This is a genomic window from Mesorhizobium sp. Mes31, from assembly GCF_024519675.1.
Classification (GTDB): domain Bacteria; phylum Pseudomonadota; class Alphaproteobacteria; order Rhizobiales; family Rhizobiaceae; genus Mesorhizobium.
The window spans coordinates 206,994-223,754 of sequence record NZ_JALJRL010000002.1 but is presented as its reverse complement, the minus strand read 5'-3'; the positions used below and the strand labels follow the sequence as shown (position 1 = coordinate 223,754).

Sequence of the window (16,761 nt, the reverse complement as noted above, 5' to 3'; positions counted from 1 at the left end):
CACTGCTTTCTTCTCTGCCATGGAGAAAGCGGCCACCACTTCGGCGCAAGCAACCGCACTTGCCTGTCTCGACGGCATCCAGCCGCTACTGTCGGCGTGGACGCGCACCATTTTCGATTTCGGCGAAACCGCATGGCGCGAGTATCAATCCGCTGCCTGGTATGTGGAGCGACTGAAGCGCGAGGGCTTTTCCGTCGAGGAAGGCTCGGGAGGCATGCCAACGGCATTCTGCGCGCATTGGACCAATGGCCCCGGCCCGACCGTTGGCATGTACGCCGAATACGACGCGGTACCGGGCAATTGCCAGGATGCCGCGACGGTCAAGCGTCCGCGCCCAGGTCTCTCCGAACATGCCGGCGGTCATACCGACCCGCATTCCGGACTGGGCATTTCGAGCCTCGGCGGGCTGCTGGCGACCAAGGCGGCCATGCAGCGCCACGGCATATCAGGCACGCTGCGCTTCACCGGTGAGCCGGCGGAAAAGGTGCGCGGGTCAAAGCCGATCCATGCCGCCAAGGGTTATTATGACGACCTTGCCGGCATGATCTCCTTCCACCCCTTCTACATGCTGCCGCTCTGCAACACGGCGCGCTGGGACACGCATTGCGGCGCGGCTTACGCGATGATCTATCGCTTCATCTGCGACGAGCCCGAACACTGGGCACGGGCTGGCGGCGACGGCGCACCGATCCCGCAGGCGCATTCGGCGGTCAGGGCGCCCGGTGCCAATGATGCGCTGATGACGATGTACATGGCCTCCAAGGCGCTGCGCGATTCCATGCTGCCACATCAGGGCGGCTGGTCGATCAGCGAGGCGATCCTCACCGCCGGCCAGGCGACCGCCGACAATCTGCCGGCGGGACTGGCTGAAATCCAGTACATGATCCGCGTGCCGACGCTTGCCATGGCCGAACAGGTCACCGCCGTGCTCGACCGCAATGCCCAGGCCGCTGCCAGCATGAGCGGCTGCCGCACCGAGCGGCACTGGGTGTCGAAGTCACGGCCGGGGCTGGCCAACCACGCCATGGCAACGATCGCCTATGAGGCGCTGTGCACCGTCGGGCCGCCGCGCTGGGACGAGGCGGCGAAAGCAGTCGCCCGCGAAATCCAGGTCAATGCCGGCGGAGCAGCAACCGACGAGCCGTTCCTTGCCGAGATGGAGCAGCTGATCGCGCCGCAAGAGGCCGAAGCCATGCTGCGCCGCGACCTGCCGCCGTCACAGCTCAATTCGACCTCGGACGACTATACCGACATGTCCTGGCATACGCCGACGGCACGGTTCTACGTCGCCCGTCCGGCACTTCGTTCCGGAAATGGCCACGTCTATCCGTCCTGGGTGATGAATGCGTTGGGCGGCATTCCCGCCACCATCGACCCGATGGTGGTCTGCGCCTCCCGCACGATCGCGCTCGCCGCCCTTCGCCTGCTGGAAGACAAGACCGCCCGTGATGCGGCGATGGATGAATTCGTTGCCCGTACCGGTGGCGGTGTCGGCGGCGCGAACTGGATCGCGCCGCTCTGCGACTACGAACCGCCGATCGGATTTCGCTGGCCCGAATATGTCACCACCGCGCGCGGGCGCGACTGGTGGATCCCCAGCCTTCAATCATCAAGCAATCAATCACCCCAAGCCGCGCCATCAGGAGAACCCCATGACCGTTCATGACCGCATTGTCGCCGAGCCGTTTTCGCTGCAGCGCCGCACCCCCGCCGGCGGCACCAATCCGCTGACCGCCTGGGGCTTCGCCAACGAGACCGATGTCTTGACCGACGTGCTGCTCGGCTCGCCCAATTTCCTGCGTCATCTGTCGACCAGTTCGCTGTCGCGCAAGCATCTGCGCGAGGCGCCCTGCAACGTCCAGATCGCGCAGGCGCAGCACAAGGACCTTGTCGCCGCCTACGAGCATTTCGGCGTCAACATCCATTGGCACGAGCCGACGCCGGAACTGCCGATGCAGGTCTACTCGCGCGATTCCAGCGTCATGACGCCGTATGGCGCCATCATCACCGCGATGGCCAACTGGTGGCGGCGCGGTGAGAACTACGCGGCGATCCGCACCTATGAGAAACTAGGCATCCCGATCTACGACATGGTCACGGCCGGCACCTTCGAGGGCGGCGACTTCAACGTCATCGAGGACGGCGTCGTGCTGATCGGCTGCGGCGGTGCCCGCACCCAGGAAGAAGGCGCCCGCCAGGTGCAGGCCTGGTTCGACAAGGAGGGCTGGGAGACCCGCATCGCCTTCATCGACGAATATTACGTCCATATCGACCTGATGGTGGTGCCGATCGCAGAAAAGCTGACCGCCGTCTGCCTCGCCTGCACCGAGCCCGGCATCGTCGACTGGCTGAAGGGCAAAGGCCATGAGATCATCGATGTGCCGTTCCAGGACACGATGGCGCTCGGCTGCAACTTCATGTCGCTCGGCAAGGACCGGGTGATCGCGCCGACCTCCAGCCAGACGCTGATCGGCCAGCTCAAGGCGCGCGGTTTCGAGGTCGCGGCCGTCGACATGAGCGAGATCTCCAAGACCGGCGGCGGCATCCACTGCATGGCGCAGGCGTTGAAGCGCGAACCGGCGTGAGGGCCTGCCGCTCTCGCTAGTGTTGAAAAGGCGGGCGCGGCGCCCCGGACTGGGTCCGTGGTTCCGATCCGAAGCGTTGTCCGATTTTCATGAGGATGGACAACGCTAAGGATCGGTTTTACGAGTCAGCCCAGCCAGCGGAGATGTTCGCGCCCACCAATGAACAAGATCGATACCCACAACAGGAAGGGCGACGAGCGCTCGACCGCCACCAGCCTCTTGCGGCTCGGCACGAGGTTGAAGCTCTCCCGGCAGACGCGGGGCCTGACCCTGAAGGCGCTCGCCGCCGCCGCCAACTGCTCTGAAAGCCTGCTTTCCAAGGTCGAGAACGGCAAGGTCTCGCCCTCGCTTCCCATGCTTCACCGACTTGTCGAGGTGCTCGGAACCAATATCGGCTGGATGTTCGAGGAGGCCGATGGCGAGGAAGGCATCGTCTTTCGGGCTGGAGCGCGGCCGTTGATCGCGCTCGATCCGCTGCGGCGCGGCGAAGGCATTTCGCTCGAGCGCGTCATCCCTTATTCGCCGGGCCATCTCCTGCAGTGCAACATCCACCATATCGAGGCGGGCGGCGAAAGCGCCGGCCCGATCCGGCATGCGGGCGAGGAGGTCGGCTATCTCCTGGAAGGCGCCATCGAACTGATGGTGGGTGAAAAGACGTTTCGCCTGTCCGCCGGCGATTCCTTCGTTTTCAACTCCGAACTGCCGCACTGGTACCGCAATGTCGGCGACGAACGCGCCAGCATTTTCTGGGTGAATACGCCGGCGACATTCTGATCTGGCCAGCCCTCGTTTCCTCTCGTTGACGCTAATTCAAGTCACTTGACAAGAAATCAAGTATCTTGAATTATGCCCGTGCGCTCAGCGCCAGGTGAGCCCGATCAAGGGCCTTTTCCGCAAAACCAAGGGGAACCGGAATGCGTCTTACCAAGATCCTTTCAGGCTGCGCCGCAGCCATCGCCATGACCCTCGCGCTCGGCTCTGCCTCCGCCATGGCCGAGACCTACGCGCTCGTCACCATCAACCAGCAGGCTCTGTTCTTCAACCAGATCAATGACGGTGCCACCGCAGCGGCAAAGGCTGCCGGCGTCGATCTCGTCATCTTCAACGCCAACAACGTGCCGAGCGCGCAGAACGACGCGATCGAGAACTACATCACCCAGAAGGTCGACGGCATCATTCTCGTCGCCATCGATGTCAACGGTGTGAAGCCGGCGATCACCGCGGCCAAGGCCGCCGGCATTCCGGTCATTGCCATTGATGCGCAGATCCCCAATGGCGACAACGTCGCTTTCGTCGGTGTCGACAACACCAAGGCCGGCGAGGATATCGGGAAGTTCTACGCCGAATACGTCAAGACCAAGATGAACGGAACCGCCAAGATCGGCGTCGTCGGCGCGCTCAATTCGTTCATCCAGAACCAGCGCCTCGACGGCTTCAAGAAGGCCGTTACCGATAGCGGCCAGAAAGTCACTTTCCTCGACACGGTCGATGGCCAGAACGTACAGGACGTCGCCCTGTCCGCTTCCGAGAACCTGATGACCGCCAATGCCGACATGACGACGCTTTATGCGACCGGCGAGCCGGCTCTGCTCGGCGCGGTTTCCGCCGTCACCAGCCAGGGCCGCACCGGCGACGTCAAGGTGTTCGGCTGGGACCTGACCAAGTCGGCGGTGCAAGGTCTCGAAGAGGGCTGGGTTGTCGCCGTCGTCCAGCAGGATCCGGCTGGTGAAGGCAAGGCTGCGATCGAAGCCTTCGGCAAGCTCAAGAAGGGCGAGAAGATCGATCCGATCATCAATGTCCCGATCACCATCGTGACCAAGGAAAATGTCGGCCAGTTCAAGGACATGTTCAAGTAATATCCTCCCCAGACCGCCGGGCCGCGCGTTGACCTGATGGGTCGACTGCGCGGCCCGGCGACCGACTGAACATGTCGCCTAGAGAACTGGAACCATGATGAGCGATGGCGAAACCTACCGCGTCAGGATGACCGGTATTTCCAAACGATACGGCCCTATCCAGACGTTGGACGATGTTTCGCTGAACCTGAAGCCTGGCGAGGTGCTCGGCCTGGTCGGCGACAATGGCGCCGGCAAATCCACCCTGAGCAAGGTTCTGTCCGGTGCGGTCATTCCGGATTCCGGGACGATCGAGATCGACGGCAAGGCCGTTACCTTTTCATCGCCGGCGGATGCCCGCGCCGCACGGGTGGAGATGGTCTACCAGGACCTTTCGCTCTGCGACACGGTGGATGTGGCGGGCAATCTCTTCCTCGGCCGCGAACCGCGCCGCCACGTTCTCGGCGTCCCCTTTCTAGACAACAGGCGCATGCATGACGAGACGCGCAATATGCTCGACCGTCTCGGCATCGTCATCGCCGACACCAGGCTCAAGGTCGAAAACCTATCCGGCGGACAGCGCCAGTCCATCGCCATCGGCCGCGCCGCCTCCTTCGATCCGTCGGTGCTGATCATGGACGAACCGACGGCGGCCCTTGCGGTGGCGGAAGTCGAAGCGGTCCTGGAGCTTATCCGCGCCGTCAGCGCCCGTGGCGTCAGCGTCATCCTCATCACCCATCGGCTGCAGGATCTGTTCCTGGTCTGCGACCGCATCCAGGTCATGTACGAAGGCCGCAATGTCGCCGAACGCAGGATCGGCGACACCAGCATCGAGGAGGTCGTGAACCTGATCGTCGGCCGGAAATTCAACGCGCGTTCGGCGCGCGCCAGCCGCGATGAGGGGGTACAGCCATGAACGTCACCTCACCGTCGGCCGATATTGGCGCCTCGCCGTCCAGACGCGCCCGCAAGAGCAGTTGGAGGGATGTAGCGATAGCCAATGGCAGCGTCGTCTCCATTGCGCTGTTCTTCATCGTCGTCTGCGTGGTCTTCTCGCTGATCACCGGTTCCTTCCTGACAACACCCAATCTGCTCAACATCGTGCGCCAGTCGGCGCCGCTGCTGATCGTCGCGGCAGCCATGACCTTCGTCATCACCACCGGCGGCATCGATCTCTCGGTCGGCTCCGTGCTGGCGCTGACGGCGACGCTGTCGGCCGTCCTGCTGCAGGCTGGCCTGCCGTGGCCGCTGGTCGTCATCGCCATGCTGGCGCTTGGGGCCGCGATCGGCGCATTGCAGGGCTTCTTCATCGCCTATGAGCGCATACCGGCCTTCATCGTCACGCTTGCCGGTCTCTCCGTCATCCGCGGCGTGGCGCTGCTGATTACCGGCGGCTATTCGATCCCGGTGGAACCGACGAGCTTCTTCGTCAACATCGGAAGGGCATGGTTCCTCGGGGTACCGGTGCCGGCGCTGCTCGCCCTTGCCGTCCTGATTATCGCCTATCTCGCTTTCAACCAGACGCCGTTCGGCCGCTATGTGACCGGCATCGGCGCTAACGCCGAGGCCGTGCGCCGCGCCGGTGTCGATACGCGCTTCATGACACTCTTCGTCTATATCCTGTCGGGCATGGCGGCTGCGTCGGCCGGCATCATTCTCGCGGCCCGGCTCGGTTCCGGCTCATCCAATGCCGGCCAGGGCTTCGAACTCGATGTCATAGCCGCCGTGGTGCTTGGCGGCACCAGCCTTTTCGGCGGGCGCGGCACGATCATCGGCACCGTGCTCGGCGCGTTGACCGTCGCGGTCATCGGCAACGGCCTGATCCTGGCGCATATGTCGCCCTTCCTGACGCCGATCGTCACCGGCACAATTATCCTCGTTGCCATCTGGCTGAATTTCCGCCTGTTCAAGGGCGCAACGCGGAGCCGCTGACATGGATCATCTGTTCGACGACAAGCCAAGGGAACGGGCGCCGATCGGTGTTCGCTCCGGCACCGTGATGACCGTGACCGGCCCGGTCGCGATCGCCGACATGGGCGTGACGCTTATGCACGAGCATATCCTGCTCGACGGCGCGACATCGTGGAAATGCCCCTGTCATCCCGACGACAGGAAAATCGCCGAGCAGCCTGTCAGCATGGAGATCATCGGCGAGCTGCGGATGAACCCCTACATGAACCGCGACAACGTCTCGCTCGACGACAGCGACCTGGCGCTTTCGGAACTGGCGAAATACCGCGCGCTCGGCGGCCATACCGTGGTCGATGCGACCAACATCGGCATCGGCCGCGATCCGGTGAAGCTGGCGCGCATTGCCCGCGCCTCCGGATTGCGCATCGTCATGGGCACGGGTTTCTACCTGCAGCACACCCATCCCGACTGGCTGAAGGCGATGGACGTCGACGACGTCACCGAATTCCTGGTCAACGATGTCGGCGGCGGGACGACGCAGCCCGAAATCATGGCCGGAATCATCGGCGAGGTCGGCGTCAGCAAGGATTTCACCGACGAGGAGCGCAAGTCGCTGCGGGCTTCGGCGCGCGCGGCCAAAATCACCGGCGTGCCGCTGACCATCCATCTGCCCGGCTGGGAACGGCTGGCACATGACGTGCTTGACGTGGTGGAGGCGGAAGGCGCCGATCTCCGCCATACGGTGCTGTGCCATATGAACCCGAGCCACAACGATCTGGCCTACCAGAGAAGCCTTGCCGAGCGCGGCGCCTTCCTGGAATACGACATGATCGGCATGGATTTCTATTATGCCGACCAGGACGCGCAATCGCCTTCCGACGAACAGAATGCGCAGGCGATCCGCTCGCTGATCGACATGGGGCTGGTCGACCGGATTCTGCTGTCGCAGGACGTCTTCTTGAAGATCATGCTGACGCGCTTCGGCGGCTTTGGCTACGGCTTCATCCTCAAGCATTTCGTGCCGAGGCTGAAGCGCCATGGTGTCGAGCAGTCGGCAATCGACCGCATGCTCATCGACAACCCAAAGACCGTGTTTGCCAAGGGCCTCTGAGCCGCGGCTTCAAGAGCAACAAGGGAGTTTACATGTCCAGGAAGAAGGTTCTTCTCGCAGGCGAGTCCTGGGTCTCGACCGCGACCCACATCAAGGGCTTCGACCAGTTTCCGACCGTGACCTATCACACCGGGGCCGATGAACTGCTGGCCGCGCTGAAGGACAGTCCGTTCGACGTCACTTTCATGCCGGCGCATGAGGCGCAGCGGAGTTTCCCCCAGACCATGGAGACGCTTTCGGCCTATGACGCCGTCGTGCTTTCCGATCTTGGCGCCAACACGCTGCTGCTTCACCCCGACACCTGGGTCCACTCCAAACCGACGCCGAACCGGCTGCGCCTGTTGCGCGACTATGTCGGCAATGGCGGCGGCCTGTTGATGTTCGGCGGCTATTACAGCTTCCAGGGCATCAATGGCGGCGCGCGCTATCACAAGACGCCGGTCGAGGACGTGCTACCGGTCACGTGCCTGCCGGTGGACGACCGCGTCGAGGTTCCGGAGGGCTATGCGCCGGTCGTTGTCGGTCCGCAGAACCATCCAATCCTCAAGGGCCTGGGCAAGGATTGGCCGATCCTGCTCGGCTTCAACGAAGTTATGGTCAAGGACGGTGCGGAAGTTCTCGCCACCGTATCTTCCGACTACCGTTCCCTGCCACTGCTGGTGACCGGCAAATATGGCAAGGGCCGTACCGTCGCCTGGACCTCGGATGTCGGCCCGCACTGGCTGCCGCCGGGCTTCATCGCCTGGAATGGCTACAAGACACTGTTCGAACAGATGCTGGGCTGGGCAACGGCCAGGGATTAGCCATGCGCGTCCATGTCGTCGGCAATGTCTGCGTCGATACGACGTTTCGGCTGGACCGGTTTCCGCAGCCAGGCGAGACGCTGAACGCATCGGAACATGCCGACGGACTTGGCGGCAAGGGTGCGAACCAGGCGGTGGCGGCCGCGCGTACCGGAGCCGATGTCCGCTTCCATGCGGCGATCGGCAACGATGCCGCCGGAGCATGGATAAGGGAGCAGTTGAGCCGCGACCTCGACGCCAGCCATCTGACGATGCTGCCGCTGCCAAGCGACCGGTCGACGGTCATGGTCGATGCGCGGGGCGAGAACCTCATCGTCACCGGCGCCAGTTGCGCCGCCGCCTTCGATCCGCTGGCAGACGGTGGCTTTGTCCGATCAGTCGAACACGGCGACATCGTGGTGATGCAGGGCAACCTTCCTCCCGAGATGACGACGGCCTGCCTCAGCGCGGCGCGCGACGCGGGAGCCGTCACTATCTTCAATCCGAGCCCGCTTGCTGCCGGCCGTGTACCCAGTTTGAGCGCCGTCAGCCTCGCTATCGTCAATGCAGGCGAAGCCGAGCAGCTGACCGGAGCCCGCGATCCTGCCGCGGCAGCTCGCGAATTGATCCGTCAAGGCGCCGGCGCAGCGATCGTGACGCTTGGCGCGCTGGGCTGCCTGGTGGCCAAGGACGAAGGACACGTCGAACGGATCGCTGCGCCCAGGGTGACCGTGCTAGACACCAGCGGCGCGGGCGATGTGTTTTGCGGCTTCCTCGCCGGTTGCCTTGCGGCCGGCATCGGCCTCGCCACGGCGGCGCGGATCGCGGTACGCGCCGCCGCCATCTCGGTCGGACGCGCCGGCACGCTCGGTTCCTGCCCCGACAGGCGGGAGATGAAAACGCTCATGGAAACGACGGAAGCGGAAACCGCATGACAAAATCCCCCAACTCCATCGGCTCCAAACAGGTTGCGAATGACGCGCTGCAGTCGATCTTCGGCAGAAGCAAGGTGGTGATCGGCGTCGTTCACCTGGCCCCCCTGCCGGGCGCGCCGCGCTACGATGGCGAGGCGGTCGAGGCTATCTACCAGCGCGGCCTCGACGACGCCAAGGCCTATCTCAATGGCGGTTGCGACGGCGTGATCGTCGAAAACCACGGCGACGTGCCGTTTGCCAAACCGGATGACATCGGTCCTGAAACCTCCGCCTACATGTCAGTCGTCTCCGACCGTATCCGCAGGGAGCTCGGCCGGCCGATCGGCATCAACGTGCTTGCCAATGCCTCCATCCCGGCGCTGTCGATCGCCAGTGCCTCCGGTGCTTCTTTCGTCCGTGTCAATCAGTGGGCCAACGCCTATGTCGCCAATGAGGGCTTTATCGAAGGCGAAGCGGCGCGCGCCATGCGGTTCCGTGCAAAACTTCGGGCCAACGGCATCCGCGTCTTCGCCGATGCGCATGTCAAGCATGGCGCCCACGCGATCGTCGGCGACCGGCCGATCGAGGAACAGGTCAAGGACCTGGTGTTCTTCGACGCCGATGCGGTGATCGCCACCGGCCAACGCACCGGCCACGCCGCCGACCTCGGCTATATCAGGATGATCAAGGACGCCGCCGGACTGCCAACGCTTGTCGGCAGCGGGGTGACGCCCGACAACGCCAACGACATTCTAGACATCGTCGACGGCGTCATCGTCGCCAGTTCGCTGAAACATGACGGCGTCTGGTGGAACCAGGTCGATCCGCAACGGGTGAAGGCCTTCATACGCGGCCTCAAGCGGTGACTTTGGTGTCGGAGATCAATGGCGAGCGGCTGCTTGGACGGCTCGACGCGTTCGCCCGGATCGGCGCGACGCCCGCCGGGGGGGTCAACCGGCAGGCATTCAGCGTCGAGGATCGTGACGCCCGGCGCCTGCTGGCGGAACTGGCGCTGGAGCGCGGCTTCACGGTTTTTCAGGACGGCATCGCGAACCTCTTCATCCGCCGCGAGGGCACGGATGCCACGCTGCCGCCGCTCCTGATCGGCAGCCACCTCGACAGCCAGCCGAGCGGCGGGCGCTTCGACGGCGCGCTTGGCACGCTTTGCGCCTTCGAGGCGCTCGAATCGCTCGAGGACGCGAGGGCTGAAACCAAAGCACCGATCGAGGTCGTTGCCTGGGCCAATGAAGAAGGCAGCCGCTTCGCGCCCGGTGTCATGGGCTCGATGGCCTTCACTGGCGCCGATACCGCCGCGTGGAAATCGATTGTCGGCAGCGACGGCGCATCCTTCGCAACGGAGCTCGAGGCGACGATCGCCGCCTTGCCGGAGGCAGGCTTTCGTCCAACCGGCATGCCGATATCAGGCTATATCGAGCTGCATATCGAACAGGGACCCTCGCTCGAAAAGGAGCGGGTGCCGATCGGCGTCGTCACCGCCGTTCAGGGCACGCGCTGGCTGGAAGTTTCCATCGAGGGCACTGCTGGTCACGCCGGCACGACGGACCTTGCCTACCGCAGGGATCCGATGGTCGCCGCGATTGCGGCGATACACAGGCTGCAGACGACGATCATGCCGCTCGACCCCAGCGCTCGACTGACGGTCGGGCGGATCGCCGCTCAGCCGGGATCGATCAACGCCATACCGCAATCCGTGAGCTTCACGGTAGACCTGCGGCATCCACAGCCGGAGCGGGTCGATGCCATCGAGGCCGAGGTGCGCGCGGTCTGCGCGGCGGAGGCGGCGGGCCAGCATTGCTCTGCAATGATCAGACGTTCGTTCGACATGCCCGGGGCAGCATTCTCCGCCAATATGGTCAAAATCATCGAGGACGCCGTCAGTTCCCTGCGGCTATCGCACAAACAGATGATATCGGGCGCATTCCATGACGCGCTCTTCATCGCCCGCGTCGCGCCTGCCGCGATGATCTTCGTGCCGTGCCGTGACGGGTTGAGCCACAACGAGGCGGAATATGTGGAGACCGCGGACGCGATCACTGGCGCGCGGGTCCTGTTGCAGGCGGCCATCGCGGCGGCCTCGCCGCGATGATCCTTTAAAAGCGCCGCTCCGGACAGGGCGATCGCGCCGACTTCAAGCCGCCAGCTCAAGGCGCATTGTTGTGGTGGCGGTCGCCATTCATGCTTCCCCCTGCCCTGCCCGCCAACAAACCGTGCAGCTGTGTCCTCGCCGCCCTTGTGGGTGTCCGCAAAATGGATGAATAGTCGTGACGGCGCGCCGCCGTGAAATTGCCGACTTGCGGTTTTCAGGTGGGGCGCCTTGCTCGCCGGGTGTTTGAATGGCCAGTCCTGAACCGCGCAAGAGAAGAGGTCCGATCGCCGCTTGGCTGCTGGCGATCGACGCATGGATCGATTCCTCGCTCTACGAGATCGGTTTCAAGGCGCGCCAGTTCTGGGAAGCCGCGACGATCTTCTCGCGGCGCTTCCGCGTCGCCGGCTGGCGTCGCGGCATCATCGAATTGTTGAGCGAAGGCTTTACGCTGGGCGCCGGCGGCATTGTGGTCATGCTGGCGCTGGCCATCCCGGCCTTCCAGGACACGGCGGGCGACTGGCGCGCCCAGGGAGACTTCGCCGTCACCTTCCTTGACCGCTACGGCAACGAAATCGGCCAGCGCGGCATCATCCAGCGCGATTCGGTGCCGGTCGACGAGATGCCCGATCACGTCATCAAGGCGGTGCTCGCCACTGAGGATCGCCGCTTCTTCGATCACTACGGCATCGATGTTCTGGGGCTTTCACGCGCGATATTCGAGAATGTGCGGGCCAACTCGGTCGTCCAGGGCGGATCGAGCATCACCCAGCAGCTGGCCAAGAACCTGTTCCTCACCAATGAACGCACGTTCGAGCGCAAGATCAAGGAAGCGTTCCTGTCGCTGTGGCTCGAGGCCAATCTGTCGAAAAAGGAAATCCTGCAGCTCTATCTCGACCGCGCCTATATGGGCGGCGGCACGTTCGGCATCGAGGCGGCCGCCGATTTCTATTTCGGCAAGAGCGTCAAGGACCTGAACCTTGCCGAAGCGGCGATGCTGGCCGGCCTGTTCAAGGCGCCGACCAAATACGCCCCCCACATCAACCTGCCGGCCGCGCGTGCCCGCGCCAATGTGGTGCTGTCCAATCTTGTCGATTCCGGCTTCATGACGGAAGGCCAGGTGCTGCAGGCCCGGCTGCATCCGGCCGATGTCGTTGATCGCGGCGAGCAGAAGAGTCCCGACTACTTCCTCGATTGGGCGTTCGACGAGGTCAAGAAGATCGCCAAACCGGGACAGCACTCGCTCGTTGCCCACACCACTTTCGATGCTAACATCCAGAAGGCGGCGGAAGAATCGGTGGAGTTCCACCTGCGCCAGTTCGGCAAGGAGTACAACGTCACCGAGGGCGCGGTCGTCGTCATCGAGACCAACGGCGCCGTCAGGGCCATCGTCGGCGGCCGCGACTACGGCGCCAGCCAGTTCAACCGTGCCACCAAGGCGTTGCGCCAGACCGGCTCGTCGTTCAAACCCTATGTCTATGCAACCGCGATGGAACACGGCTTCACGCCCAACTCCATCATTTCCGGCGGCCCGATCAGCTGGGGCAACTGGTCGCCCCACAATTACAGCGGCGAATCGGCGGGCAACATCACCCTGATCATGGCGATGGCCAAATCGATCAACACCGTGCCGGTGCGGCTGGCCAAGGACCATCTCGGTATCGCGCCGATCAAGGCGATGGCCGAGGCGATGGGCGTGGAGTCACCGCTCGAAGCACACAAGACGATGGTGCTCGGCACCTCGGGCATGACCGTGATGGATCAGGCGACGGGCTACAGCGTGTTCGCCCAGAACGGTTTCGTCGGCTCCCGGCACGGCATCACGCAGCTCGTCACCCGCACCGGCGACGTGGTCTACGACTTCGCCAAGGATGCGCCGCCGCCGCACCGGGTGCTGTCCGAGCAGGCGCTCAAATCGATGAATACCATGCTCGCCGCGGTGCCGGTGATGGGCACCGCGCGGCGGGCTCAAATTCCCAACATCGTCGTCGCCGGCAAGACCGGCACGACGCAGTCCTACCGCGACGCCTGGTTTGTCGGCTTCACCGGCAACTATACGGCGGCCGTATGGCTGGGTAATGACGATTTCACGCCGACCAAGAACATGACCGGCGGCTCGCTGCCGGCGATGGTGTGGCAGCGCCTGATGGTCTACGCGCACCAGAACATAGACCTCAAGCCGATCCCAGGCATCGACAAACCCTTCGTCGACGAGGAGGTCGCTGCCAAGGCCGAGGAAGCGCAGAAGAAGAGCGACGCGCAGGCGGCGGCCGATGCGGCCGCGGAACGGCCAGCGGTGCTGTCCAGCCGGACCACGCAGACATTGAGGGACATGACCAGGCTGTTCCAGTCGGCACCCGTCCTCGCTGCACCGACATCGCCGGAGACGCTGTCGGCGCTGTGACATTGCCCGACGAGCCTCGGGGGATTTGGGCAAATCCATCGGGCCGCTTGCCACAAGGCCCCGCGCCGCGATATCCCCGGGCGGCAACTTTTCGTGTCCCTGGCCCTTCATGCTCAAGAATGCTTTGCTGACGCTGCTTTCGCTTGCCATAGCCATCGGCGGCGGTGGCGGCAGCGTCTGGTATGCGCTCAAAATCCAGGATGGCGTCGGCGCAATCAGGATCGGCCAATGGACGGCCTTTCCCGACATCGGCACGCCGTCCGCCGACCCCTATTCGAAGGCTCGCGTGGCGCGCGAAGGCGTGCTTGCGCTCGGCCGTGCCGAGGGGCTGTCCTTCGTCGCGGAGCACGACGCGAGCGGCGGCGAACTCAAGCGCGAATGCACCTACAAGATCGAGGGCGGATTTCCGACGGCGCGGTTCTGGACACTCTATGCCGCCGACCAGTCGCTCGGCGTGGTCGAAACCGGCAAACCGCGGCTTGCGGCGCTGCAGTCCTACGGGGTGCTGCGCCAACCCGACAATTCGGTGATCATTTTCGCCAGCCATCACCCGATGCCGGGCAACTGGCTGCTGACCGACGGTTTTGGCAGGATGTATTTCGTGCTGACATTCTATGACACGCCGATCGCCAGCAGCACCGGCCTGTCGGACGTTTCGCTGCCGCGTATCGTGAAGGTCGGCTGCGATGCGTAGTTTCCATGCCGCGATGCGCAGGCTTCTGCATGCCGTCCTGCTCGGCCTCGTCGGCGCAGGCATCGTACATATCATCGTGCTGCTGCTGGTGCCTGAATTCTCCGAACGCGACGCCTGGTCGCGCCTGTCCATGGCCTCGGACCTCTACAAGATGACGCGGCTCGATGCCGAAGCCGGCGGCGCGCCGGTGGTGAAATCCGTCGACCCGCTGTTTTATGCCACGGCTTGCCGGTTCGACCTGGGCGAAGGGATGGTCCGGATCAAGGCGCCGGGACACGTCCCATTCTGGTCGGTGTCCGTCTATGACCGCAGCGGCCACAACATCTATTCCTTCAACGACCATACGGCGAACGGCGGCGTGCTGGATGCCGTCGTGCTGACGCCGGCGCAGATGATCGACGTGCGCAAGAACCTTCCCGAGGACCTGCAGGGAGCGATCTTCGTCGAAGCGCCGATCGAGGAAGGCATCTTCGTCATCCGCGCTTTCGTGCCGGACGACAGCTGGAAGCCGATCGTGTCGCGCTTTTTCGAGCAGAGTTCCTGCGAACTGCAGGACTTCTAGTGCGTGCCGCCCGAAGGTGGCCCCGGTTTTGGGGCCTCACATGCGCGAAACAAGCATCCAAAGCGCGGCGCCCGAATCCGTTCGAACGCGACGCGCTTCAATGATGCGGGACCGGCTTCGTCCGCGGCGGGCCCGGCTTGTCGGGATCGACCGGCCGCACTTCGCCGGCATGAGACCGCTCGTAGCGGATGCCGGGAAAGATGATCACCGCCGCCGGCATTTCGGCGGTTTGCTTTATGCGATTGCTTGGTGCCGTTCGCGGCACGAAAGACAGTACCATGCCCATGATTCGCGCATTCCTCTCGGTTTCCCCGGAGCACAACGCAACGCCTCCAAATGTCATTAAGGAGGGCAGAGGGTTAACGGAGCGCTAACGGATCGTCGCTAACTTGATCTTTGTTCTTGGCAATCGCTCGACCGACATAGTCCCGGTCGAGCATGGCCAGGTCTGTGTCTAGTATCGGGCGTATCCTTCGTGTCATCTTCGGACTTCAGGCAAATCGCGGTACGAACGGAATCGGGAAAGGCCGAAAGGCTGTTTCGCGCCGCGGTGTCGGCGTTCTGCTCGCTCACCCGCCCGTCACGCCGAGAGATCGGCCAACTCGAAGACCTGACGCTGCCGCTGTTCGACAATGTGTCCGTCGAATCACGCCGTTATGTCGCAGCCGCCCTTTCCGAATGCGAATACGCTCCCGCCGCGCTGGTGCGTCGTCTCTGCGAGGAACCGGTCGACATTGCCGCCCCCCTGCTCATTCGCTCGCGCGCGGTCAGCGACATCGATCTCATCGCGTTGATCGGTCGGCATGGCCTGCCCCACGCACGCGCCATTGCGCGCCGCAAGGATCTGAACCCGACCATTGCCGATCTGATCAGGGTGCTCGAACGGCCAACCCTGGTGCGGGTGCGGGATCCGGACGCGAACGCCACGAACCAGATCGCGCCGGCGATCACGGAGGCCGCCTCCGGCAGCGCCACGAGAGAACAGTTGCCTGGCATTGCCGCCGAAAATGCACGGCGTAGGCTGCGGTCCATGATGCGCATTGGCGACGAGGCGGCGGCGCCAAAGTCCGACCCTTTCACAGGAACGGACACTTATATGAAATTGCGCGAAACAGCGCTGACGGGAAACGCAGCGTTCTTCCAGACCGCGCTCGCCGACGCGCTCGACATCGATTTCTCGACCGCGCGATCGCTTACCGCCAACCAGAACTACGCGTCGCTGCTCGCGGCACTGCGCTCGCTCGATCTCAGCGAGGACCGGGCATTTCTGATCACGGTTGCCGTCTATCCCAGCCAGTTCCCGCATCCGCAAGCGATCCGCACCTTCCTTGACCGCTACCGCCTGCTGCATCGCGATGCGGCCGTCGACAAGGTTCGGCTCTGGAAGGCCGAAATCCTTTCGAAGGTGGTTCGAGAGGCCGCGCCGGCAAACAACGATAGCCGCAAGTCATCGAACAATGACGATGAGGCGGCCTTGTCCGGCCTCAGGGCGTCTTTACGGAAATAAGCTCCTCGACGGGAACGGCACCGGCCTCGATCTCGACCACCCAGATATCGGGGTCGAACTTCTTTTCCTTTTCCAGTCGAGCGTCGAACACGACGGCATCATCGCCGGTGCCGAGAAGGCTGAAGAAGCGGTCGTCGGGCTTCGCTGAATCGTAACTCGTCTGCGGCGCCGGCCCGAACAGGGCAATGTCTCCCGACCTGCCGCGCGCCAGGACAAAAACAGCGCCGGCCTCGGTTGCGCCGCGTTTGACCACGGCGGCAAATCCGCCGGCGCCGAAAACCCGGCGCAACAGGGCCGAGACCCACAGATCGGATGTGACGCGCATGAGATAACTCCGGAAGGCGTGCGGGCT

Annotated in this window: 17 protein-coding genes; 15 read left to right on the top strand and 2 right to left on the bottom strand. The window is 63.8% G+C overall.

Annotated elements, in window-relative coordinates:
* Positions 1-19 precede the first annotated feature (19 nt).
* The 14 genes from NR193_RS03705 to NR193_RS03640 all read left to right on the top strand — a co-directional run bounded on the left by NR193_RS03705 (position 20) and on the right by NR193_RS03640 (position 14,902).
* Positions 20-1,666: an amidohydrolase gene (locus NR193_RS03705; protein ID WP_256749824.1), complete on the top strand. Its 1,647-nt coding sequence runs from the start codon at positions 20-22 to the stop codon at positions 1,664-1,666.
* Complete coding sequence (locus NR193_RS03700) at positions 1,653-2,585, top strand: dimethylarginine dimethylaminohydrolase family protein (RefSeq protein ID WP_256749527.1); 933 nt, start codon at positions 1,653-1,655, stop codon at positions 2,583-2,585. The genes NR193_RS03705 and NR193_RS03700 overlap by 14 nt, the downstream gene beginning before the upstream one ends.
* 159 nt (positions 2,586-2,744) lie before the next feature.
* On the top strand, positions 2,745-3,359 hold the full coding sequence (locus tag NR193_RS03695; protein ID WP_256749526.1) for a cupin domain-containing protein: 615 nt from the start codon (positions 2,745-2,747) through the stop codon (positions 3,357-3,359).
* A 140-nt stretch (positions 3,360-3,499) separates the two neighbouring features.
* Entirely contained in the window at positions 3,500-4,441 is a 942-nt protein-coding gene (locus NR193_RS03690; protein ID WP_256749525.1) for a substrate-binding domain-containing protein, read from the top strand.
* A gap of 94 nt (positions 4,442-4,535) precedes the next feature.
* A complete protein-coding gene (locus NR193_RS03685; protein ID WP_375162681.1) occupies positions 4,536-5,336 on the top strand; it encodes an ATP-binding cassette domain-containing protein in 801 nt (266 codons plus the stop codon).
* Positions 5,333-6,352: an ABC transporter permease gene (locus NR193_RS03680; protein ID WP_256749523.1), complete on the top strand. Its 1,020-nt coding sequence runs from the start codon at positions 5,333-5,335 to the stop codon at positions 6,350-6,352. The genes NR193_RS03685 and NR193_RS03680 overlap by 4 nt, the downstream gene beginning before the upstream one ends.
* Before the next feature lies 1 nt (position 6,353).
* A complete protein-coding gene (locus NR193_RS03675) occupies positions 6,354-7,442 on the top strand; it encodes a phosphotriesterase (RefSeq protein WP_256749522.1) in 1,089 nt (362 codons plus the stop codon).
* A gap of 32 nt (positions 7,443-7,474) precedes the next feature.
* A complete protein-coding gene (locus NR193_RS03670) occupies positions 7,475-8,245 on the top strand; it encodes a glutamine amidotransferase (RefSeq protein ID WP_256749521.1) in 771 nt (256 codons plus the stop codon).
* 2 nt (positions 8,246-8,247) lie between these two features.
* On the top strand, positions 8,248-9,159 hold the full coding sequence (locus NR193_RS03665) for a ribokinase (RefSeq protein WP_256749520.1): 912 nt from the start codon (positions 8,248-8,250) through the stop codon (positions 9,157-9,159).
* Positions 9,156-10,004 (top strand): BtpA/SgcQ family protein, encoded by an 849-nt coding sequence (locus tag NR193_RS03660; protein WP_256749519.1) that lies wholly within the window; start codon positions 9,156-9,158, stop codon positions 10,002-10,004. Before NR193_RS03665 ends, NR193_RS03660 begins: the two co-directional genes overlap by 4 nt.
* The gene (locus NR193_RS03655; RefSeq protein WP_256749518.1) at positions 10,001-11,245 is read left to right on the top strand and encodes a Zn-dependent hydrolase; all 1,245 of its coding nucleotides are present in this window, start codon (positions 10,001-10,003) and stop codon (positions 11,243-11,245) included. The genes NR193_RS03660 and NR193_RS03655 overlap by 4 nt, the downstream gene beginning before the upstream one ends.
* Positions 11,246-11,492: 247 nt before the next feature.
* A complete protein-coding gene (locus NR193_RS03650; RefSeq protein ID WP_256749517.1) occupies positions 11,493-13,646 on the top strand; it encodes a transglycosylase domain-containing protein in 2,154 nt (717 codons plus the stop codon).
* Between the two features lie 109 nt (positions 13,647-13,755).
* Positions 13,756-14,340 carry a DUF1214 domain-containing protein gene (locus NR193_RS03645; RefSeq protein ID WP_256749516.1) on the top strand — a complete coding sequence of 195 codons (585 nt, stop codon included), beginning with the start codon at positions 13,756-13,758 and terminating at the stop codon, positions 14,338-14,340.
* A complete protein-coding gene (locus tag NR193_RS03640; protein ID WP_256749515.1) occupies positions 14,333-14,902 on the top strand; it encodes a DUF1254 domain-containing protein in 570 nt (189 codons plus the stop codon). Before NR193_RS03645 ends, NR193_RS03640 begins: the two co-directional genes overlap by 8 nt.
* 97 nt (positions 14,903-14,999) lie before the next feature.
* On the opposite strand, the gene NR193_RS03635 is transcribed toward NR193_RS03640, so the two are convergent.
* Entirely contained in the window at positions 15,000-15,188 is a 189-nt protein-coding gene (locus NR193_RS03635) for a hypothetical protein (protein ID WP_091577000.1), read from the bottom strand.
* 189 nt (positions 15,189-15,377) lie between these two features.
* Here NR193_RS03635 and NR193_RS03630 point away from each other — a divergent pair, with 189 nt between their 5' ends.
* Entirely contained in the window at positions 15,378-16,409 is a 1,032-nt protein-coding gene (locus NR193_RS03630) for a hypothetical protein (protein WP_256749514.1), read from the top strand.
* Here the strand turns inward: NR193_RS03630 and NR193_RS03625 are convergent.
* Positions 16,387-16,734, bottom strand: a complete 348-nt coding sequence (locus tag NR193_RS03625; RefSeq protein ID WP_256749513.1) for a DUF1491 family protein — start codon at positions 16,732-16,734, stop codon at positions 16,387-16,389. The two genes, NR193_RS03630 and NR193_RS03625, sit on opposite strands and share 23 nt — an antisense overlap.
* Between the last annotated feature and the right edge of the window lie 27 nt (positions 16,735-16,761).